This is a genomic window from Saccharopolyspora sp. NFXS83 (assembly GCF_026241095.1).
Classification (GTDB): Bacteria; Actinomycetota; Actinomycetes; order Mycobacteriales; family Pseudonocardiaceae; genus Saccharopolyspora_C.
Genome location: NZ_JAPFGB010000029.1, coordinates 1 through 21,810, shown reverse-complemented (window position 1 = coordinate 21,810; position 21,810 = coordinate 1). Strand labels below are relative to the sequence as shown.

Annotated in this window: 17 protein-coding genes; 8 read left to right on the top strand and 9 right to left on the bottom strand. The window is 69.3% G+C overall.

All coding sequences use genetic code 11. The features are described 5' to 3' along the window. Positions 1–11: 11 nt before the first annotated feature. Together OOZ19_RS24785 and OOZ19_RS24780 are read right to left on the bottom strand one after the other, a co-directional pair. Entirely contained in the window at positions 12–821 is an 810-nt protein-coding gene (locus OOZ19_RS24785; protein WP_266092563.1) for an acetoacetate decarboxylase family protein, read from the bottom strand. Positions 822–1,413: 592 nt separating this feature from the next. Beyond that, positions 1,414–2,622, bottom strand: a complete 1,209-nt coding sequence (locus OOZ19_RS24780; protein ID WP_266092562.1) for an MFS transporter — start codon at positions 2,620–2,622, stop codon at positions 1,414–1,416. 306 nt (positions 2,623–2,928) lie between these two features. Here OOZ19_RS24780 and OOZ19_RS24775 point away from each other — a divergent pair, with 306 nt between their 5' ends. The 3 genes from OOZ19_RS24775 to OOZ19_RS24765 all read left to right on the top strand — a co-directional run bounded on the left by OOZ19_RS24775 (position 2,929) and on the right by OOZ19_RS24765 (position 5,844). Further along, positions 2,929–3,210 (top strand): metal-sensitive transcriptional regulator, encoded by a 282-nt coding sequence (locus OOZ19_RS24775; protein WP_184477411.1) that lies wholly within the window; start codon positions 2,929–2,931, stop codon positions 3,208–3,210. A gap of 58 nt (positions 3,211–3,268) precedes the next feature. Continuing rightward, on the top strand, positions 3,269–3,478 hold the full coding sequence (locus OOZ19_RS24770) for a heavy-metal-associated domain-containing protein (RefSeq protein WP_243789613.1): 210 nt from the start codon (positions 3,269–3,271) through the stop codon (positions 3,476–3,478). Between the two features lie 116 nt (positions 3,479–3,594). Further along, positions 3,595–5,844, top strand: a complete 2,250-nt coding sequence (locus tag OOZ19_RS24765) for a heavy metal translocating P-type ATPase (RefSeq protein ID WP_266092561.1) — start codon at positions 3,595–3,597, stop codon at positions 5,842–5,844. 306 nt (positions 5,845–6,150) lie between these two features. On the opposite strand, the gene OOZ19_RS24760 is transcribed toward OOZ19_RS24765, so the two are convergent. Together OOZ19_RS24760 and OOZ19_RS24755 are read right to left on the bottom strand one after the other, a co-directional pair. Further along, complete coding sequence (locus tag OOZ19_RS24760; RefSeq protein ID WP_266092560.1) at positions 6,151–7,320, bottom strand: DUF1015 family protein; 1,170 nt, start codon at positions 7,318–7,320, stop codon at positions 6,151–6,153. A 103-nt stretch (positions 7,321–7,423) separates the two neighbouring features. After that, positions 7,424–7,870, bottom strand: a complete 447-nt coding sequence (locus OOZ19_RS24755; protein ID WP_266092559.1) for a hypothetical protein — start codon at positions 7,868–7,870, stop codon at positions 7,424–7,426. A 221-nt stretch (positions 7,871–8,091) separates the two neighbouring features. On the opposite strand from OOZ19_RS24755, the gene OOZ19_RS24750 reads away from it, so the two are divergent. Then, positions 8,092–9,180, top strand: a complete 1,089-nt coding sequence (locus tag OOZ19_RS24750; protein ID WP_266092558.1) for a hypothetical protein — start codon at positions 8,092–8,094, stop codon at positions 9,178–9,180. Positions 9,181–9,566: 386 nt separating this feature from the next. Here OOZ19_RS24750 and OOZ19_RS24745 read toward each other — a convergent pair whose 3' ends face one another. The 3 genes from OOZ19_RS24745 to OOZ19_RS24735 all read right to left on the bottom strand — a co-directional run bounded on the left by OOZ19_RS24745 (position 9,567) and on the right by OOZ19_RS24735 (position 11,440). Continuing rightward, entirely contained in the window at positions 9,567–9,800 is a 234-nt protein-coding gene (locus OOZ19_RS24745) for a hypothetical protein (RefSeq protein WP_266092557.1), read from the bottom strand. Positions 9,801–9,804: 4 nt separating this feature from the next. Continuing rightward, entirely contained in the window at positions 9,805–10,560 is a 756-nt protein-coding gene (locus OOZ19_RS24740) for a TNT domain-containing protein (protein WP_266092556.1), read from the bottom strand. Between the two features lie 613 nt (positions 10,561–11,173). After that, positions 11,174–11,440: a helix-turn-helix domain-containing protein gene (locus OOZ19_RS24735; RefSeq protein ID WP_266092555.1), complete on the bottom strand. Its 267-nt coding sequence runs from the start codon at positions 11,438–11,440 to the stop codon at positions 11,174–11,176. Between the two features lie 731 nt (positions 11,441–12,171). Here OOZ19_RS24735 and OOZ19_RS24730 point away from each other — a divergent pair. Genes OOZ19_RS24730 through OOZ19_RS24715 form a run of 4 tightly spaced genes read left to right on the top strand, consistent with a single transcriptional unit; the run spans position 12,172 to position 18,275 of the window. Then, entirely contained in the window at positions 12,172–13,578 is a 1,407-nt protein-coding gene (locus tag OOZ19_RS24730; protein ID WP_416309497.1) for a family 2B encapsulin nanocompartment shell protein, read from the top strand. A 6-nt stretch (positions 13,579–13,584) separates the two neighbouring features. Next, positions 13,585–15,750 carry a terpene synthase family protein gene (locus tag OOZ19_RS24725; RefSeq protein WP_266092553.1) on the top strand — a complete coding sequence of 722 codons (2,166 nt, stop codon included), beginning with the start codon at positions 13,585–13,587 and terminating at the stop codon, positions 15,748–15,750. 59 nt (positions 15,751–15,809) lie between these two features. Then, entirely contained in the window at positions 15,810–17,225 is a 1,416-nt protein-coding gene (locus OOZ19_RS24720) for a family 2B encapsulin nanocompartment shell protein (RefSeq protein ID WP_266092552.1), read from the top strand. Between the two features lie 15 nt (positions 17,226–17,240). Beyond that, positions 17,241–18,275 (top strand): family 2 encapsulin nanocompartment cargo protein polyprenyl transferase, encoded by a 1,035-nt coding sequence (locus OOZ19_RS24715; protein ID WP_266092551.1) that lies wholly within the window; start codon positions 17,241–17,243, stop codon positions 18,273–18,275. Positions 18,276–18,517: 242 nt separating this feature from the next. On the opposite strand, the gene OOZ19_RS24710 is transcribed toward OOZ19_RS24715, so the two are convergent. Both OOZ19_RS24710 and ilvD read right to left on the bottom strand, forming a co-directional pair. After that, the gene (locus OOZ19_RS24710; RefSeq protein ID WP_266092550.1) at positions 18,518–19,480 is read right to left on the bottom strand and encodes a sporulation protein; all 963 of its coding nucleotides are present in this window, start codon (positions 19,478–19,480) and stop codon (positions 18,518–18,520) included. 418 nt (positions 19,481–19,898) lie between these two features. Beyond that, entirely contained in the window at positions 19,899–21,593 is a 1,695-nt protein-coding gene (ilvD, locus tag OOZ19_RS24705; RefSeq protein ID WP_266092549.1) for a dihydroxy-acid dehydratase, read from the bottom strand. Positions 21,594–21,810 lie beyond the last annotated feature (217 nt).

The following is a 21,810-nucleotide window of genomic DNA, read 5'->3' as shown; positions in this document are numbered from 1 at the left end:
GCTCCCTTCGCTCAGCTGTCCCGCATCGGGTGCATGCGCAGCAGGAAGGTCGGCGACACCAGGCCCACCGGCAGCGGCAGCTTGCCCACCCTCATGTTCACCCGGCGGAAGTGCGCGTTCAGCGGCGGGCCGGAGATGAGGGTGTCCAGCGGGTCGGTGTAGGAGCCGCCGACGGTGAGGTCGACGTCGGCGTTGCGCTGCTCCAGCGGGTGGTCGACGGTGCTGAAGGTGACCAGCCGGGGCACCGAGAGCCCGACGGTGCCGATCACGTTGCGGAACGGCTGGTTGAAGATCGGCGGGACCGAGTCGACCTCCTCGCCGAACTTGCCGCTCATCCGGATCAGCTCGACGCCGCGGCGCCGGACCACTGCCTCAACGCCATCGTCCTGCTCGGACCAGTCGATCTCGGCGATCTTCTTCGGGAAGCCCAGGGTGTCCCTGCCTCCGATGAGCGCGGTGTCGTCGTCCACCACGATCCACGGGCAGTGCGCGGCGCGGAACGGGCCGTGCTTGACGTTCAGGAACAGCGCGGCCTCGCGGTAGGTGCTGTTGAAGTTCGTCCACGGGTAGTCGACGACGAAGAGCGTCGCGGTGCTCGATTCGTCCATCTTCACGCCGGCGGGCAGCACGTGGTCGGCCGCTTCGCGGTTGATCGGCACCGTGGCGGAGAGGAACTTCGCGTTCTTGTACTTGTCGGCCTTGGGGTTCTGCCTGCGGCGGAGATCGCTCTTGGCCTCTTCGAAGGTGAACTCGGGACGGGCGTCGGCGGGCGCCACTCCCTCCTCGGACATCTGCACCTTGTTCGCGCTCTGAGCGGTCACGCTTACCTCCCGTGGTTTGTACTGTCAAGTACAATCATTGTACGAGCGAGTACAAAAGTCAAAGCCCCAGGTGATCACCCGCCCCACCCCGCCGCACGACGCCCAGGAACGCACCCGACGAGCGACCACACCCCAACCACCACTTCCGGAGTGAACGGACCGTTCGCCCGAACTCGTTGGACCAACGGTCCGTTCACTCGCCCCGACCACCTCAGCTACCCGTGAACCACCGGGATCGACTGGAGTGAACGGCCTGTTCGTCCAATCCCGTTGGGCGAACGGTCCGTTCACTCGGAAACGCTCGGCGGGCCGACGGCCGGGCAGATGCTCGCCGACGCGCTCAGCCGTGGACGTGCACGCGGTCGCTTCTGGCGGAGTGAACGGACCGTTCGTCCAGCTGGATCGGGCGAACGGTCCGTTCACTCACATCCAGCCCAGGCCGGACGGAGCACGGATCAACCCGGGGCGCTCACGGCGAGAGGGGGGTCGAGGAGGCGACGTACCGACCGGAGCCCCGGCATCCGGGCGCCCTCACCTCCGCGAGCCCGCGTCGAGCCGGAGGCCGATCAGAGCAGCACTCCAGCACACCCGCTCACCCGCGCGAAACCGCACCGTCGCGCACCGGCACCCCACCGAAACGGCGCAGGAAGTGCTCGGTGGTCTGCGGTACTCCCAGCACGACCGCGATGGCGACGACGGGGCCGACCATCAGCGCGGTGAACGCGGTGGTGTAGCCGGCGTGCTCGACGACGTAACCGAACACGCTGGGGCTGAGCACCCCGGCGAGCTGCCCACCGAAGAGGATCACTCCGGCCGCGGCTCCGCTCAGCGCGGCGGGCAGGCTGCGCAGCGGTACCGAGAAGCACGGCAGGTAGGCCAGCCCGGCGACGCCGCCGAGCACCGTCGCGCAGGCCACGAACAGCGGCACCGTGGGCATCCGCGGCAGCAGGAACAGCAGCACCCCGACCACGATCATGCTGGGCACGACCACCCGCTGAGGACGTCCGCCGAACCGGTCCGACAGCCGGCCGCCCACCACGATCCCGATCGCGCCGAGCAGCGTCGGGCCGACGACCACCAGCCCGGCCTCACCGATCGGCAGCCCGTGCCGTTCCACCAGGTAGGAGGTGGTCCAGGTGCTGATCCCCCAGCTCACGATGTCGTAGGCGAAGAACATCACCGCGAAACCCCAGATCGCGGGTGAACGCAGCACCCGCATCGTGCCGCCCGCGACCCGGCGTGGTCCGGTCAGGTCGAGCGAGAGCGGCTCCGGCATCCACCGCAGCACGGCCACGAACACCAGCAGGCCCAGCCCGGCCACCGCGCAGAACGCGATTCGCCAGTCCCAGACGGACAGCAGCGCCGAGCCCACCACGGCTGCCAGCAGCGCGCCGATGGCGTTGGAGCTCTGCATCCAGCCGTTGGCCGTGAGCCGCTGCTCGGGAACGCTGCGGGCGCTCAGCGCGCTCACCGAGGCTCCGGGAAACAGACCTTGCGCGGCCCCGAAGCTCAGCCGCACGGCCAGCAACGCGGTGAACGACCACGCGAAGGCGGTGAGCCCGGTGAACACCGACCAGAGCAGCAGCGCCAGCGAGGCCATCCGCACTCCGCCGTAGCGGTCGGCGAGCAGCCCGCCGGGGATCTGCATCAGCGCGTAGGTGAGGAAGAACGCCGAGACGACCAGTCCGCGTTCGCCGTGGTCGAGGCCGAAGGTTTCACCGATGGACGGCAGCGCGACGTTGATGATGAGCCGGTCGATGTAGTCCACGGTCCAGGCCGCGAACAACAGGGCAACGGTCACGCGGGTCGTTCGGTGCACTGATGCTCCTCCCGCCCGGAACGGGCGATCACACGGCGGCCACCCCGGAACCTACCTCTAGTAGGTATCCGGTCGGGAGGGGTGAACCTGCGATCGACCGGCCGAATCCGCCGCACGTGGACCGGCGCTGGAACGCTCGAACCCCTCCGGCACCTCCCGGCGCACCGCACGCCCCTGACGTGCATGTTCCGCACCCCGTGCATCGATGCCCACATTCAGGCCACAGTTGACACCCATACCCCCCATGGGTATACCTGTGTCCGTTGGCGCCGGACCGGGGAGAGCTCGATGCACGGATACACACAGGACAAGGACGAGTACGCGAAGCGGCTGCGCCGCATCGAGGGACAGGTCCGCGGCCTCGCCAAGATGATCGAGGACGACAAGTACTGCATCGACGTGCTCACCCAGATCAGCGCCACCACCAAGGCGCTCCAGTCGGTCGCGTTGGGACTGCTCGACGAGCACCTCAAGCACTGCGTCACCGAAGCACTGGCCGAAGGCGGCGACGCCGCCGACGAGAAGGTGGCCGAGGCCGGCGCCGCGATCGCCCGGCTGGTGCGCTCCTGACGGACGACGAGAGCGGCCGGCGCCCGCAAGGCAAGACGACCATGAGGAAGGGACGTACATGAGCCAGTCGACCTACACCGTGACCGGGATGACCTGCGGACACTGCGTGAGCTCGGTGACCGAGGAGATCAGCGAGCTCTCCGGCGTCTCCGACGTCGCCGTGGACCTCGCCACCGGCGCGGTGACCGTGACCAGCACCGAACCGCTGTCCGAGAACGCGGTGCGCGGTGCGGTCGAGGAGGCCGGCTACCAGCTGGTGAACGCGTAGGCGTCCAGGCGGGAGCGGTTCCGCCGCTCCCGCCGCCTCGCGGCACATCCCGACAAGTCCACTGCGGACGTCCCTTCCGGACGGATCCGCGCGGCGGGTGAACAGGAGATCGCACGATGAGCACTGGAGCATCGACGGCACCGGGCGCCACCGGACGGCAGGTCGAGCTGATCATCGGAGGCATGACCTGCGCTTCGTGCGCGAATCGCGTGGAACGCAAGCTCGGCAAACTCGACGGTGTGACCGCCACGGTCAACTACGCCACCGAGAAGGCCGCCGTCAGCTACCCCGCCGAGCTCGACCCGCAGCGGCTCATCGACCAGGTCGAAGCCGCCGGATACACCGCCGCGGTCCCCGCACCACCCGCTGAGGACACCTCCCCGGACGACGCGGAGGACGACTCGACCACCGCGCTGCGCGACCGGCTGATCACCGCTGCCGCGCTGTCGATACCGGTCATCGCGCTGGCCATGGTGCCCGCTCTGCAGTTCACGTACTGGCAGTGGATTTCGCTGACGCTGGCCGCTCCCGTCGTCGTCATGGGCGGTGCGCCGTTCCACCGCGCGGCGTGGACGAACCTGCGCCACGGCGCGGTCACCATGGACACCCTGGTCTCGCTCGGCACGCTCGCCGCGTTCCTGTGGTCGCTGTACGCACTGCTCTTCGGCACCGCCGGCATGCCCGGCATGACCCACGACTTCGACTTCAGCACCGGCTCCGGCAGCGGATCCGGGTCGATCTACCTGGAAGTGGCCGCCGGCGTCACGACGTTCATCCTCGCCGGGCGCTACTTCGAAGCCCGATCGAAGCGCCGGGCCGGCGCGGCGCTGCGGGCGCTGCTGGAACTCGGCGCGAAGGACGTCGCGGTGCTGCGCGACGGCCGGGAACAGCGCATCCCCATCGACCAGCTGGTCGTGGGCGACCGGTTCGTGGTCCGCCCCGGCGAGAAGATCGCCACCGACGGCACCGTCGACGAAGGCGGTTCGGCGATCGACGCCAGCGTGCTCACCGGTGAATCCGTTCCCGTCGAAGTGGGTCCCGGCGACTCCGTGGCCGGTGCCACCGTCAACGCGGGCGGACGGCTGATCGTGCGCGCCACCCGCATCGGATCCGACACCCAGCTCGCGCAGATGGCGCGACTCGTCGAAGAAGCGCAAACCGGCAAAGCAGCGGTGCAGCGCCTCGCGGATCGGATCTCCGCGGTGTTCGTCCCGATCGTCATCGTGCTCGCCCTGGCCACCTTGGTTGGGTGGCTGCTGGCCGGCGGCGGCGTGGACGCCGCGTTCACCGCGGCCGTCGCGGTGCTGATCATCGCCTGCCCCTGCGCACTCGGGCTCGCGACCCCGACCGCGCTGCTGGTCGGCACCGGCCGGGGCGCGCAGCTCGGCGTGCTCATCAAAGGCCCGGAAGTGCTGGAATCGACGCGGCGCATCGACACGGTCGTGCTGGACAAGACGGGGACCGTCACCACCGGGCAGATGTCGCTGGTCGGCGTGCACTTCGCCGACGGCACCGACGAGATCCAGGCGCTGCGGCTGGCGGGTGCCGCCGAGCACGCCTCGGAACATCCGATCGCGCGGGCCATCGCGCTCGGCGCCGCGGAACGGGTCGGCGAACTCCCGGTCGCGGCCGAGTTCGGCAACGTCGAAGGGCTCGGGGTGCGAGCCACCGTCGAAGACCACCAGGTCAGCATCGGCCGGATCTTCGACGGTGAACTCCCGGACGCGCTGCACGAGGCAAAGGCCACCGCGGAACGCGCAGGGCACACCGCAGTCGTGCTGGCCTGGGACGACGTCGCGCGGGCCGTGCTCGAAATCGCCGACACCGTGAAGCCGACCTCCGCCGAAGCGATCCGGCGGCTGCGCGGCCTCGGTCTGCGCCCGGTGCTGCTCACCGGCGACAACGAGACCGTGGCGCGCACCGTGGCCGCCGAAGTGGGCATCGACGAAGTCATCGCCGAGGTGCTTCCGCAGGACAAAGCCGCGGTGATCACCCGGCTGCAGGGCGAAGGGCGCGCGGTGGCGATGGTCGGCGACGGCATCAACGACGCCGCCGCTTTGGCCCGAGCCGACCTGGGCCTGGCGATGGGCACCGGCACGGACGTGGCGATCGAAGCCTCCGACATCACGTTGGTCCGCGGTGACCTGCGGGCGGCGGTGGACGCGGTCCGCTTGTCCCGCCGCACCTTGCGGACGATCAAGGGCAACCTGTTCTGGGCGTTCGCCTACAACGTGGCGGCGCTCCCGCTCGCCGCGGCAGGCATGCTGAACCCGATGATCGCCGGGGCGGCGATGGGCTTCTCCAGCGCCTTCGTGGTCGCCAACAGCCTCCGCCTCCGCCGCTTCCACCCCACAACCCCCTCCTGATCGGGGTGGAGTGAACGGACCGTCCGTCCAATCCCGCAGGACGAACGGTCCGTTCACTCCATCCGAATCCCCACCCCGCTCGAACGGCTTTCGAAGTGAACGGCCCGCTTGCCCAATAGCGTTGGGCGAAAGGGCCGTTCACTTCTCTCGAACGTCGGATTCTCAGGTGCGTCGAGATCAGCGTTGGCAGCCGATCGAATTAGGTGAACGGACCGTTCAGCCAACGGAATTGGGCGAACGGGCCGTTCACTCCGCCGGATCCCCCAGCGGCCACGGTGGATTCGGTCGGGCTGCCGCTCGGAGAGGTCAGGGCAGGCGAGGACTGGGAAGCGTGCGCAGGACCAGGCCGGGATGCGGGTTGGGGCCGAACGCCGTGGCCTTCGGCGGGAGGCGCACACCGGTCGCCGCAGCGGCGGACAGGTCCAGCTTGCTCGGGGGGAACGTGATGGCGGCGATCCCTCCGACTTCGCGCACCACGTGCAACGCCCTCGGCGCACTCGGTTCGTAGTGCACGGTCATTTCCGGCGAATCCCGCACCGTGTCGAGGAACGCCTGCAACACCGAGATGTGCATCGACCGCAACGACTCCGGGAACCTCCCGCACGGCCCGGCCAGGAAGTGCGCATCAGGCCGGTCGAGCAGGAACGCTCTGTCCGGTGTCGCCACGATGAAAGCCGGGCCGTGATACGCCCGCGCCCGCAGCACGTCGAGCCATTCCTCCAGCGGCCCGCTCAGCGCGGTGATCTGGAACCACTGCTGCGCGGCGGCGAGCACCTTCCACGGGTCGGCGTGCGGCAACACCCGGTGCACCGGCCGCAGCCGCAGCGGGCTGCGTTTGGTGTCGACGAGTAACGCGGGCAGGTAATCCCACGGCCCACGGCCGTGCCCAGCGGCGTGGACATCACGGCGGAACCGACGGGCGGCGACGTGGCGGTGGTGCCCGTCCGCGATGAGCGCGGCCCGCTGGTGCAGCCCATCGATGATCTGCCCGCAGATCTCCCGCTCCGCGAGTCGCCACACGCGGTGCTCCTGTCCGTCCGGTGTGCGCAGCTCGGTCAACGGCCGTTGCCGGGTCGCCGCGTCCAGCTGTTCGGCGATGCGGTCCGTCCCGGAATAGCCGAGCAGGATGGGCGGCATGCTCATCTCCCCCGCCCGCATCAACTCGACCATGCCGTCGGTATGAGCGGGGGTGACGTCCTCGTGCGGCAACAGCCGGCTGTCCAGGTGCACGGCGGAGATCACGCCGCGCTGCACGCCGAGGGGCCCGGACTGCTCGTAGACGTACATCGCCGGACGTTCCTCACGAGCGAGCACCGCGAGCCGCTTCCACTCGCCCAGCAGCCGCACGGAATTCCCGACGTCAACACGGTCCCACGGCGTGGCGTGCCGGTCCGCGAGGCCGCGCAGGCGTTCGGGCGCGAGGACCCAGGCGCGGAACGGGCGGATGTCCACTCCCACACGTACCGAACTCGTCACCACCGCAGTATCAACCCGCTGCCGCGCGTGTGGTCAGGTGGCCGTGGAAAGCACCGATTTGTGCGCTATGCCAGGGGTTTTCCAAACGGAGAGTGAACGACGATCACCCGAGCGGGGTGGCGACGAGCGCGGCGCGGAGATCTCCGAGAGCCCGGTCGAGGGTGATCAGATCGTGGGTGCACACCTGCTCCGCCTCCGGCCTCGGTGGGAAGCATCCACGTCGGAGCAGTCGGTCCACTCGCTGCTGCAACTGGCGTGCGGAAGCGATGACCTGCGGAGGATGTTCCGTCGGTTCAGTGGCGCTGAGCGCGATGTTGCGCACCTGCGCCACGTACCGTTCGCATCGCTCCGTGCCGTGCTGCGCGGGACGCGTGAAGCACTGGTCCTGCGACACGAATCCGATCTTGGTGATGATGTCGTCGCGGGAAGCGCTCGGCGCGTGGTGCTGCACTCCCGGATCGGTCTGGTACCCGGCGCACCCGCTCAGCACGAACCCGGCGAGCAGCGCTCCTGCGGCCGACCGCGAAAACCTCTGCTGCGACGTCCTCATCACGCCCCCTTCCCGTGTCACGGTACGCCCGCTCCCCCCGGAGCAGCGGCCGTGTGCGCTCCCGTCCCGATGCCGAGTGAGCGGACCGTTCGACCAAACCCGTTGGGCGAACGGTCCGCTCACTCGATGCCAGCCGAACGCGAGCCCCGTCCGACACGCCGATATCGACCCGAAAGGGAGCGGATCATTTCCGAACTGAACGGACCGTTCGACCAACCTATTTGGACGGATGGTCCGTTCACTCCACCACAAGCGCTCGAGTTGTCCACAGGGCGGCGATTCATCCACAGATCTTGAAATCGACCTGGCGCGCGAGTTCTCCGGTTGGTCATCGTGGAGTCATGCCGAGGAGAACGATCGTTGACTGGGACGGGGTGGCCACTGCGGCCACTCACGGCGTCCTCACCGCGCGTGCTCTCGACGAACTCGGCGTGCCAAGACAAACCACGTACCACCGGGCGTCGATCGGCGGCCCGTGGAAGCGGCTGCTGCCGGGCGTCATCATGCTGTCGTCCGGCACCCCCACCCTCGAGCAGCGCCATGACGCCGCTTTGAGGTACGCGGGAACCGGTTCGATGATCACGGGTCTGGCCGCGTGCCGGTTGCACGGCATGACGCGCCTTCCCGAAACCGACGAAGTGCACCTGCTCATCCCGGAGGCTCGCAAACGTGCCAGCAAAGGTTTCGTCGAGATCGAACGAACCACGCGCCTCCCGTCGCCGGTGACTCGCGGCGGCTTCAGAGTGGCACCGCTCGTCCGTGCGTTGCTCGACGCCGCTCGCCGGTTGCCCACGCTGGACCAGGTCCGGGCGTTGCTGGCCGAGGCGGTGCAGCGGGAGTTGGTGACGCCGGAAGCGCTGGCGGCCGAAGCCAAGGCCGGTTCGCGGCGCGGCGTCGCTCGATGTCGCGTCGTGCTGGAGGAAATGGGCGCCAACGTGCATTCCCCTGCTGAGAGCTGGGCGTACCGCTTGACGCAGAACTCGGATTTGCCGGCCATGCAGTGGAACGTGCGGCTGCTGGGGCCGGACGGGACTTTGCTCGGGATTCCGGACGGCTGGATCGACGAGGTGGGTCTCGCCTGGCAGATCGACTCCATGGAGTACCACTTGCGGCCCACCGGCTACGAGAACACGGTGTTCCGCCACACGCTCATGACCGCCGCAGGTGTCGTCGTGGTGCACACGCTGCCGAAGCGCCTTCGCTCCGATCCCGCCGCGGTGCTCGACGAACTGCGCCGCTCGTACCGCGCGGCCCAGCAGCGGCCCCGCCCACGGGTGACCGCGGTCCCTCGTGTCCCAGCACGACGCTGAACGCTTCCGTCCGAGGCTCCATCAGGAGTGGACGACCCCTTCACCCACTCCACCGGCCAATCAAGCCTCCCCTGACACGCCTCGCGCATCGCGGCTGATCACGCACAGCGCGTCCCGGTAGCCGCGCCCTCCTCACACCCGCACCACTCGACGGGAACTCAGCGATCTTTCGGAGTGAACGGACCGTTCGTCCAATCCAACGGGACGAACGGTCCGTTCACTCGCATGGATGCGGTCCGGGTGGGCGCCGGGCGGTGCGGGCGCGAGCGCACGCCGGCGGACGGTCTTGGGCCTCGGGGAGGGCGAGTTCGTGGAGTGAACGGACCGTTGGCCCAAGGTGATGGGACGAACGGGCCTTTCACTCCACCAGGATGGGGGCGGCGGGGTCAGGGTTGGGCTAGGCGTAGGAGGCGGGCGCAGGCGGTGTCCTCGTCGGGGGACGAGGTGATCACGTGCCAGACTCCGCGTTCGGCCACGCCGGTGTCCCAGCCGTTCTCGCCCTTGCGCAGGAACAGGAATTCTGTGGGCGGCGTTCGGGGTTCGTGCACACCTTCGATCCACAGCTCGCTTTCGGCGACACCCGCCCCGCGCAGCAGGGTGAACAGTTCGCGGCGATCCATCCGCCTACCGTAGATCGTCCGCGGGCTTGAGGTATCCATTTGACAGCAGCCACCTGACGTTCAGCCGCTGCCCCTCGCCCGGCTGGAGGAATGCGGCGTCGAGCAGGATCTGGGTGCCGCCGCCGGGCTGCGCGAACCAGGGTGCGATCGGGCCTTCCCACACGGTGAACGGCCGGGCCACTTCGTACCGGTGGTAGCCGCAGGGGAAGTCGGCTTCGCGGGTGGTGAGGCTTTGCGGTGGGAGCGAGCGCTCGGCGTAGTCGTCCCCGACGGGAGCGAGGAACGAGCCGTACTCGGAGCCGAAGCGGTCCAGGTCGTCGCCGACGTCCAGCACTTCGGGGTGCTTGTCGGGGCTGCCGTCCGGGCCCACTTCGAAGCCGTCCTGCGGCGGGTACCTCCAGCTGTTCGCTGCCGAATCCCAGTAGGTGTCGAGGAACTCGGCGGGCGCGAGGTCGCCACTGCGGGAGTACTCGTCCAGCAACGGGCCGACCGGCTCTTGCCACGGCCGGGGCAGGAATTCCGGGCCCCAGCGCTCGTCGCCGGCGTGCACGCCGGAGCACTGGACGTGCGGGCCGACGGGGCTCGCCGAAGCGGCCTGCCCCAGCCCGGCCTGCGTGGGAACGACCGGGATCAGCACCGCCGACAGCCCGACACCGAGCGACAGCAGCGCTCGGACGCAGCGAGTTCCGCCCCGTGCTCTGGGTTCTCCGAACCCCACGCCCTCGGTGGGACGCCTGTTCGCCCGTCCGAACCCCAGCATCGGAACTCCCTCTGATCGCACGTGGTTGCCCCACTGATAGCCGCCGGACGGCCCTGCGTGGAATGCTCCGGAGCGAACTAGACCCGAATGATCCACTCGATCGACCCGATCAGGTGGATCTTGAAACGCGAACTGACTCTCCGCGTCCGGATTCACGTCCGGGAATCAGAGCCGGGCCAGCGCAGGTAAACCACTCCACATCAATCCCGCAGAACACGGTTCGTCCTATTTGGACGACGTTTTACCTGTTGCTTTCACGGAGATACCACCTCGGACTCGACCTCCACTCGACATCAGGCCGAGCCAGACGGGCTCCGATAAATCGGGCGGCCCTCAATGACCGGGGCCACCGATCCGATCGTCAGCAGCGCAGCCGACAGCAGAAGAATCCACCATCACAGCAGTGGGGACCCGACCTTTTTCAGCGATTGCCGAGCCGACAGGATCCCGACCACGAGGAACCGGGCATCGAAACCGCATACGCAATGCCGCCACCGCTGGAGCCGAAACCCCCTCCGAAACGAACGAGTGACCGACCTCACCGATTCCACTCTTCCGCAATTCCACCCGCTAAAGGTATTTCGCGCACGACACGCCCGCGCGACGCATGCGATCACACCGGATCCGAATGCTCCGATTCCGTCGCGTGACCGCCGCGAACTCGCTCCGGCTGCGGGATCAGCAGCTCGTCCACCTCGCAGCCGAGGACGGCGCAGAGCACGTCCAAGTCGTCGAGCTTGACGCTGCCCGGCTGGCCGGACCACAGCGCGGACATCTTGCCGGCCGAGATCACCATGCCCCGCTCAGCAAGCCTGCGCTGCAGGTCACCCGCCTTCCAAATGCCGCGATTGGCCGCAGCCAGCCGCAGGTTCCACCGCATCCGGTCACCCTCCTTCACCCCCGACCGACCCCGCGGACGCGCGCGCGGAACCGGGCACGAGACGACTCCGCGGAGATCCCCGCACCGACCAGGGATCTCCGAACACACGTCGAGCGCAAGATTATTTCAATAGGACCGAATTCGACTCGTCGAGGTCGGATTCAACCGCTGAACGGTACTGCATCGATCCAACCACTCCGCAACCGGTTCTCGCCGAACACCTCCGCACACCCCCCGTTCGGACCAGCACCTGGACCCGAACCGATCCGATCCGTGCACGAGCCCGGACTCCGGATCTCAAATAGACCAAAGAACGATGAATTGATTACAGCGACAACTACTTTTCGTGGCCGCGAAAGGCGAATCGCAGATGGATCGCAGATTTCGTCACTGGGCGCAAACGGCACAGCCAGGCTTAGCACCTTCGGGTGACTGTACGGCTCCATCCGGCAGTGCTAGCGTCTCTCCCGCCAGGAAATGAGCACGCATTTCGCCGATGCCCGGTTTCCACGTCGGCGTCTATCCATTCACCCAAACCACTTCGACTCGACCTGGGTTCATATCGGGTCGGGCCGTTGCCGACCTGATCCGCGTCGCGGCCCCTCCCGATCCGGACCGGTCGATGCGCTGCCGGACCGGCGGGCACCGCCCGCCGGCTCAGCGCATCCGCTTCACCGGCGCATTCGGCGCCGTTTCCCTGACCCCATACGAAAGATTAGGTGGTGTACGTCGTGACCGTGGCGGATTCGGGTGTCGACGAGAACGAGCAGCCGCAGCTGAGCCTGGGGACGGCGGCAGCGCGCAACCTCGCGACAACGACCAAGACCCCACCGCAGATGCAGGGCATCACGTCCCGCTGGCTGCTGCGGATGCTGCCGTGGACTCAGGCGACGGGCGGGACCTACCGGGTCAACCGCAGGCTCACCTACACCCTGGGCGACGGGCGGGTGACCTTCACCAACACCGGCTCGGACGTGCGCGTGATCCCCCAGGAACTGCGCGAGCTGCCGCTGCTGCGGGGGTTCGACGACGAGTCGGTGCTGGGCGCGCTCGCCGACCGCTTCGTGCAGCAGAACTTCGAGCCCGGCGACGTCATCGTCGAAGCGGGCAGCCCCGTGGACCAGGTGTTCCTGCTGGCGCACGGCAAGGTGAACAAGCTCGGACGCGGCGAGTACGGCGATGACGCGGTGCTCGGCGTGCTCGCCGACGGCGACTACTTCGGCGACGGCGCGCTGGTCTCGGCCGACGAGACCTGGAACCACACGATCAAGGCCGTCACCTCGGGGACGTTGCTGGCCCTGCGGCACCAGAGCCTGCAGGAGATGAACGCCGCCGAGCCGCTGCGCGCACACCTCGACCAGGTGCGTGCGACTCCCGGCAAGGCGCAGAACGACCACGGTGAAGCGGAGATCGGCATCCACTCCGGGCACACCGGGGAGCACCCGCTCGCCGGAACCTACGTGGACTACCAGCTCGCCCCGCGCGAGTACGAGCTGAGCGTGGCGCAAACGGTGCTGCGGGTGCACAGCAGGGTCGCGGATCTCTACAACCAGCCGATGAACCAGACCGAGCAGCAGCTGCGCCTCACCATCGAAGCACTCCGCGAACGCCAAGAACACGACCTCATCAACAACCCCGACTTCGGACTCCTCCACAACGCCGACCTCTCCCAACGCATCCACACCCGCACCGGCCCACCCACCCCCGACGACCTCGACGAACTCCTCTCCACGGTGTGGAAGGAGCCGAGCTTCTTCCTGGCCCACCCGCGCGCGATCGCCGCGTTCGGCCGCGAATGCAGCAAGCGCGGCCTCTACCCGCAGAACGTGGACTTCCAGGGGCACCAGATCCCGGCATGGCGCGGTGTGCCGCTGCTGCCGTGCAACAAGATCGGGGTCTCGGAGACCCGCACCAGCTCGATCATGCTGATGCGCGCGGGCGAGCAGAACCAGGGCGTGGTCGGCCTGCACCAGACCGGCATACCCGACGAGTACCAGCCGGGCCTGTCGGTGCGGTTCATGGGCATCAACGAGAGCGCGGTGATCTCGTACCTGGTCAGCACGTACTACTCGGCCGCGGTGCTGGTCCCCGACGCGCTCGGCGTGCTGGAGCACGTCGAGATCGGTCGCGAGGGCTGATCCGGTATGCGGGCCTTGGAGATCACGGGTTCGGGTGAGCCGTGCGGCGCACGGCTGAACCCGAACGTGGACCGCGCGTACGCGAACACCGCGCGATGGGCGCGGGACCAAGGCCTGCTGTCGTCCGATGTGGACTTAACCGGTCCGCGTCAGGAGTCGAAGGCGGGGGTCTCCGGTTCCCCGCCCAGGCCCGAGGACGTGCCGGACACCGTCCGGTGCGCCTCAGGGCGACGAGCTCCGGAAGCGGTGGGGCCCGCGGTGGGCCCCACCGGTCCCGGGGTTCCCGCATCCGGCATCCGGGATCAGGTGCTGCTCGCCGCCTGGACGCATCCCGATGTACCGGGCCCGGAGCTGTCGCTGATCGCCTGCTTCGGGGTGTGGCTGGACGCAGTGCGCCACCACCTGCGGCGGCACCGCCAGGCGACGACGGCCGAGCGCTACGTGGCGAAGCTGCGGGCGCACCTGGCCGGTCCGCCGGGCGGAAGTGATCCCAGGGGCGCCGCTGATCCGGTCGAGCGCGGCCTGTGCGACCTGCGCGCACGGGTCGCGCCGTCGTGGCGGTGGCAGCTCGATACCGCGCTGATCGACCTGCTGCGCGGGCAAGCTGCGGAGTCGGCCGGTTCGGTGGTGTCCCGGGTACCCAATCCGATCGACCACCTGGAGCTGGGTCGCGGCCCCGGTCCCGGCCCGTGGGCGGCGCGGTTGGTGGCGTACGGACTGCGCACCACCCTCCCCGCCGAGGTCACCGGCGTTGCGGCTTTCCGCGCGGTGCACAACGCGTTCTGCGACGTGGTGCTGCTTCGCGCCCCTTCCGGTGCCGCGCCGGAGGGAACCGAGCGCTCCGGCAGCGTCGTCGTGCTGCAACGGCACTTCGGGCAGTCCCGCCCGCTGGCCATGGCCATGCTCGGCGATCTGCAGGCGCGGCGCTCGCAGCGGTTCGACGAACTGACCTCCGCCGAGCTGCCCGCGCTGCTCGTGGGTTGCCGGGACGAGGCGCAGCGCGAGACGGTGCTGCGCTACGTGCAGGGCCTGCGGGATTGGCTGGCCGGGATGCTGGCGTGGCGGCCGAACTCGGCGGCGGCGGAGGTCGAGGCAGCGACCCGACCCGCGCCGGCGAGGCAACGCACGGCGAACCGGGTGCGGCTGCCGGACTTCTTCATGCCCTTCGACACCCATCCGAATCCGGCACTCGAAACGACCCGGCGGCACACCCGCGCATGGGCTCAGCAGCACGGGCTGCTCGACGGCGGCGGCCCGGAACGAGCGCCTCGGCAGTGGACCCCCGCCGGGTTCGACGCCGCCGACTACGCGCTGCTGGCCGCGCTGACCGAGCCGGATGCGGACGAGGCGGAGCTGGCGCTGGCCGCCGACCGGCAGGCGTGGTCGTGGCGCGCCGACGATCATCTGATCGCCTCCGACGGCGGGGCGGACTTCCTGAGCAGGCTCCCCCAGCTGCTGCGCCCGGACTCGCGAGCCGCGGGAGCCCCGTGGGAGCGGGCGTTGACCGACGTGTGGCGCCGCACCACCGCCGGCCTCGACTCCCGGCCGCGCCGGGAGATCGCGGTTCGGCTCGCGGAGATGCTCGAGCTCCGGGCGGCGGAACTGGGCGCCGCGGAAGCGGCGGATCCGCTGGAACTGCTGGCGTCGCGCCGCCGCACCTGCGGCGGCGAGCTCACCGCCGCGCTCCTGCGCCACCGGCACGCGCCGGGGATCCCGGCCGAACTGTTCGCGACGGCCCCGATGCGCACGATGGCGACGACGTTCGCCGAGGTCGGAGCCCTGCGCCACGACCTGTTCCGCTACCGCGCCGGACCGGGGGGAGCCCACTCGGTGCCGGACGTGGTCACCGCGGTGGCGGCCTTCCTCGGCTGCGGCCCGCACCAGGCGGTGGCCATCGCCGATGACATGTGCACCGCCCGCCTGCGGCGGTTCGAATCGATCACGCATCGAGAACTTCCCGCAGTGATCGAAGAATTTGCGCTCACCGCCGCAGCCCGCGCCCGGCTGGAGCGATACGTGCGCGGACTGCAGCAGTGGATGGCGGGCGAGCTGCGGTGGATCTCCGTCACCGGCCGCTACGCGAGCACCGGCGATCGGTCGCGCCGGGCCCGCCGGGCGTTCGGGCGGCCCGGATTTCCGCGCCAGCGCTTCCTGCGCCGAGCACCCGGCTAGTCCTCCGGGCCCCGGCGGGGTCCGGTTCTTCCAGCAACGACAACGGGAATGGTGACTGCATGACCCGCGAGACCAACACCGAGGACCCGACCGACGCGGGTTCCGGCGCTCGCCCCACACTGAGCCTGGGCACCGCGGCGGCGCGGAACCTGTCGACGACGACCAAGACCTCGCCGCAGATGCAGGGCATCACATCCCGCTGGCTGCAACGGACCCTGCCGTGGGTGGAGGCGAGCTCGGGCACCTACCGGGTGAACCGGCGGCTCACCTACACCCTCGGCGACGGACGCGTCACGTTCGTCAGCACCGGGCAGGAAGTGCGCGTGGTGCCGCAGGAACTCAGGGAACTGCCGCCGCTGCGCGGATTCGACGACGCAGGCGTGCTCGGCGCGCTCGCCGACCGTTTCGTGCAACGCGAATACGGGCCCGGCGAGGTGCTGGCCGAAGCCGGATCGACGGTGGACCGGATCCTGCTGCTGGCGCACGGGAAAGCGCACAAGCTGACCGCCGGCGAGTACGGCGACGACGCAGTGCTCGGCCTGCTCGCCGACGGCGACCACGCTGGCTCCGGCCTGCTCATCGACCAGGACGGCACCTGGAAGTTCACCGTCAAGACCGTCACCACCTGCACCGTGCTCGAGTTGCGCGGCGACGTGATCGAACAGACCGCGGCCCGTTCCGAAGCCCTGCGCGCACACCTGGACGAAGTCCGATCGCTGCCGGTGAAGTCGCAGAACAAGCACGGTGAAGCGGAGATCGGCATCCACTCCGGGCACACCGGGGAGGCGGCGCTCGGCGGCACCTTCGTCGACTACGAGACTGCGCCCCGCGAGTACGAGCTCGCGGTCGCGCAAGCCGTGCTGCGGGTGCACACCCGCGTGTCCGACCTCTACAGCACTCCGATGGACCAGACCGAGCAGCAGCTGCGCCTCACCATCGAAGCACTCCGCGAACGCCAAGAACACGACCTCATCAACAACCCCGACTTCGGACTCCTCCACAACGCCGACCTCTCCCAACGCATCCACACCCGCACCGGCCCACCCACCCCCGACGACCTCGACGAACTCCTCTCCAAACGCCGGAAGACCCGGCTGTTCATGGCCCACCCGCAGGCGATCGCGGCGTTCGGCAGGGAATGCAGCCGACGGGGCGTGCTGCCGGAGACGGTGCAGGTCGAGGGCGTGCGGGTCACCGGATGGCGCGGGGTGCCGATCCTGCCCAACGACAAGATCCCCGTCACCGAGGCCGGCACCAGCTCGATCCTGGCGATGCGCACCGGCGCCGAGGACAACGGAGTCGTCGGCTTGCGCCAAACCGGCATCCCCGACGAGTACGAGCCCGGCCTCAACGTGCGCTTCATGGGGATGGACGAGCACGCCGTGGTGTCCTACCTGGTCAGCACGTACTACTCGGCCGCGGTGCTGGTCCCCGACGCGCTCGGGGTGCTCGAACACGTCGAAACCACCCGTTGAAGGAGACCGGCGGAGATGACTGCACAAGTGGGACAGGCGCGAACGGTGACCGAGACGCTGCGCACGGGCCGGAACTTCGTGGATCCCGCGCTGCGCGCCGCCGTCGGTTCGCTGCCCGAGTCGATGCAGCGCATCGTCGGCCACCACTTCGGCTGGCTGGACGAGCACGGCGACCCGGTGGACGAGGACCAGGGCAAAGCGATCCGGCCGACGCTGGTGTTGCTGGCCGGACGCGCCGTCGGCGCGGATCCGCTGCAGGTGCTGCCCGCGGCGGTCGCGGTGGAGCTGGTGCACAACTTCTCGCTGCTGCACGACGACGTGATGGACGGCGACCTGACCCGGCGGCACCGGCCCACGGCGTGGAGCGTGTTCGGCTCCGGACCGGCGATCCTCGCCGGTGACGCGCTGCTCACACTGGCGGCGGAGGTCCTCACCAGCAGCGGGCACCCGGCGGCGATCGCGGGGTTGAAGGAGCTCAACGCCACCGTGCTGGACCTGGTGGACGGGCAGAGCTCCGACATGTCGTTCGAGCGGCGGTCGGACGTGGCCCTGCCCGAATGCCTCACGATGGTCGGGTCGAAGACGGGTGCGCTGCTCAGTTGCAGCTGCGCCCTCGGCGCGTTCTTCGGCGGGGCGAGCGAGGAGCGGGTCGAGCACCTGCGCCGCTTCGGGTTCCGCCTCGGCTTGGCGTTCCAGCTCGTTGACGACGTGCTGGGCATTTGGGGGGATCCGGCGGTGACCGGGAAACCGGTGCATTCGGACCTGCGGAACCGGAAGAAGTCGCTGCCGGTGGTGGCAGCGTTGAACTCCGGCACCGCGGCGGGACGGGAGCTGGCGGAGCTCTACGCGGACGGCCGGGAGCTGTCAGAGCAGGACGCCGTTCGCGCCGCGCGGCTGGTGTCCGACTCCGGTGCGAGGGATTGGAGCCGCACCCACATCGGCACGCTGGAAGCGGAGGCCCTGCACCACCTCAACACCGCCGGCCCTGAGCCGGGGCCTGCCGCGGAGCTCACCGAGCTCACGCACATGCTCACCCGACGCCGGAACTGAGGTAGCCGCGGTGTGCCGGGGCGGCCAGGTGGAGTGAACGGTCCGTTCGTCCAACCGTTCTGGACGAACGGACCGTTCACCCATCGCCGATCCACCGCCGGGTGCGCCACACGGCAGGCGACCGTGCAGCGGGTGCCTCGCTCAGCAGGTTCTGGTGAACGGACCGTTCGTCCAAGCCGGTTGGACGAACGGTCCGTTCACTCACGACGCCGGTGGCGCCTGCCGCGGCTCAGCGGGGCGGGTCAGTCCTCGTCGCCTTCGAAGAAGTCGCCCGCTTCATCGATCACTTCGCCCACGACCATGCCGCCGACGATGCCCGCGCCCACGCCGAGCGCGGCTCCGGCCGCGACGCCACCCCAGCCGGGGCCGCCGCGCTGGTCGTCGTGGTGCTCGTGGTGGCCGTGCCCGTGCCCGTGCCCGCCGCCGAGCAGGCCACCGCGCTGGGCGACCTCGTCGAGCCAGCGGGTCAGCTCGGCGACCCAGTCGACCTGCTCCGCCTCCGCGTGCGTCCGGTGGAACCGGCCGAACGCGTCCTCGCCCGAGCGGAACAGGCCGCCTCGCCGGTCGGCTTCGAGGACGACGTGCAGGCCCTCCGCATCGGCCACGAACGTCAGCTCGACCTCGTTGACGCGGCCGTCGTACTGGTGCGGCGGGTAGAACTCGATCTCCTGGAACATCGGCAGCTGCTGCTCGATGCCGGCCAGCTGCGCGATCTCCAGGTCGGTCGACTTGAACTGGAAACCGAGGGCGCCGAACGCGTCCAGCACCCTGGATTGCGAAGGCAGCGGTGCGACGAACAAGCCGTCGAGGTCGCCCTTGTCCACGCTCTTCGCGACGGCAAGCTCGGTCCGCACGCCGAGTTGGACTCCCGGCAGCTGCTGGCCGTCGACGACGTTGAGCGGGGTCTCCCACGGCACGGGGATCGCGAAGGGGATCACCTTGTGCTCGTTGGCCTCGACGCGGCAGTTCTCGGCGACGATGGCGTGCAGGAACTCGACGGTGGCGTCGTGCTGCTCATCTCCGCGTTCCAGCTCGGAGCGCGCCTCGAACCGCAACGTCACCCGCTCGATGTCGACCTCGCCGTCGCCCGCGGTGATGCGAACCTCACCGGACAGGGTGGCGCCCGGGTACACGTGCGGTTCGGAGAGCACCGTGTCGACGGTGGGACCGCCGATCCCGAACGCCCGCAGCATCTTCTTGAACACCAACGCGACCTCCCAGTCGTTTCAAGATCATCATACGAGCCCCTGCCCCGCGTCCGATCTTGCCCCAATGTCCGGTTCGCGCGCTATCAACGGGCCCCTCATCGCACTGGTCCCCGCGAAGATCCGCCGAACGACGGAGCGGGCAGCACAAACCGAGCCGAACCACCGACATCCACTGCCCCGGGCCTCCCGAAGGCACGACCGGTGCTCCCCGACACGTACCCGGCACGACGTCGACGCAGGAATGAGGTGAACGGACTGTTCGTCCAATGCCGTGGGACGAACGGTCCGTTCACTCCCCGCTCGGTCACCCGTGCTCGGTGTCGCACGACGGATGCTGCTCAACCCTCGTCCAGGTGGAGTGAACGGACCGTTCGTCCAAAGTCGTTGGACGGACGGTCCGTTCACTTCGTTGGGGTCAGCAGATGGCGCCTTCGGCGGCTGAGCCGACTAGGCGGGCGTACTTCGCGAGGACTCCGTGGCGGTGCTTCGGGGCTGGCGGTGTCCAAGTGGTCCGGCGGCGGGTCAGCTCGGCCTCGTCGACGAGCAAGTCGAGGGTGCGCGCCTTGAGGTCGAGGCGAATCGGGTCGCCGTCGTGGACGAGGGCGATCGGGCCGCCCTCGGTGGCTTCGGGGGCGACGTGGCCGATGCACAACCCGGTCGTGCCACCGGAGAAGCGGCCGTCGGTGAGCAGCAGGACGTCCTTGCCCAGCCCGGCGCCCTTGATCGCGCCCGTCACGGCCAGCATCTCCCGCATCCCCGGGCCGCCTCGCGGACCTTCGTACCGGATCACGACCACATCGCCGGCTCGGAGCGCGTCCTGTTCCACCGCTTCCATCGCGCCCTGCTCGCCGTCGAAGACCCGAGCGGTCCCCTCGAACGACGCCGCTTCGAAGCCCGCGCTCTTCACGACCGCGCCCTCCGGCGCCAGCGAACCGCGCAGGATCGTCAGGCCTCCGGTGGGATGCAGCGGGTTCGACAACTCGTGCACCACCTCGCCGTCCAGCTCCGGCGGGTCCAGTTCCGCGAGGTTCTCCGCGAGGGTGCGCCCGGTGACCGTCATGCAATCGCCGTGCACCAGTCCCGCATCGAGCAAGGCCTTCAGCACCACCGGGACCCCGCCGATGCGGTCCACCGCGGGCATCACGTGCTTGCCGAACGGTTTCACGTCCGCCAGGTGCGGGACCCGGTCGCCGACCCGGTTGAAGTCCTCCAGCCGCAGGTCGACCCCGGCTTCTTTCGCGATCGCCAGCAGGTGCAGCACCGCGTTGGTCGACCCGCCGAAGGCCATCACCACCGCGATGGCGTTCTCGAACGCCTCCTTCGTGAGGATGTCGCGGGTCGTCAGTCCCCGCTCCAGCATGCCCACCACGGCCCGGCCGGCGTCTCGGGCGCTCACGTCCCGGCGCCGGTCCACCGACGGCGGGCTCGCCGACCCCGGCAGCGACATGCCCAACGCCTCGGCCGCGCACGCCATGGTGTTCGCCGTGTACATCCCGCCGCAGGCACCTTCACCTGGGCAGATGGCCCGCTCGATGCGTTCCACCTCGTCCTCGCCGATGAGTCCTCGCGCGCAGGCGCCCACGGCCTCGAACGCGTCGATGATCGTCACCTCGCGGTCGTCGACCTTGCCGGGCAAGGTCGAACCGGCGTAGACGAAGACCGAAGCGAGGTTCAGCCGCGCCGCGGCCATCAGCATGCCCGGCAGGCTCTTGTCGCACCCCGCCAGCAGCACCGAGCCGTCCAGCCGCTCGGCCTGCATCACCGTCTCGACCGAATCAGCGATGATCTCGCGGGACACCAGCGAGTAGTGCATGCCGACGTGCCCCATCGAGATGGCGTCGGACACCGAGATGGTCCCGAACTCCATCGGAAAACCACCGGCCTCGTGCACACCTTCCTTGCCCGCTTTCGCCAGCCGTTGCAACGAGAGGTTGCACGGCGTGATCTCGTTCCAGGAGGAGGCCACTCCGATCTGGGGCTTCGCGAAGTCGGCGTCCTGCATGCCCACCGCCCGCAGCATGCCGCGGGCCGGGGAACGTTCGATCCCGTCGGTGACCTCGTGACTGCGAGGCTTCAGGTTCCGTGGTCCGGGGTGCTCGCCGCTAGTCATCTGGCCGACTGTAGTGCCGGCGACCGAGTGGGACACCACAGCCGAGGGCCCTCGCCGAGGATATGGGCATGACAAAGCCCTCCAGGTGGCTACCTGGAGGGCGAAAACGAACGCGCCCGATGATGAGAGGTGGATAGACGTGGAAATGCGGGAACGCCCCACAGCTGTCAGCTGTGGGGCGTTCCCGGATGAGTATTGTCGGCGGTGTCCTACTCTC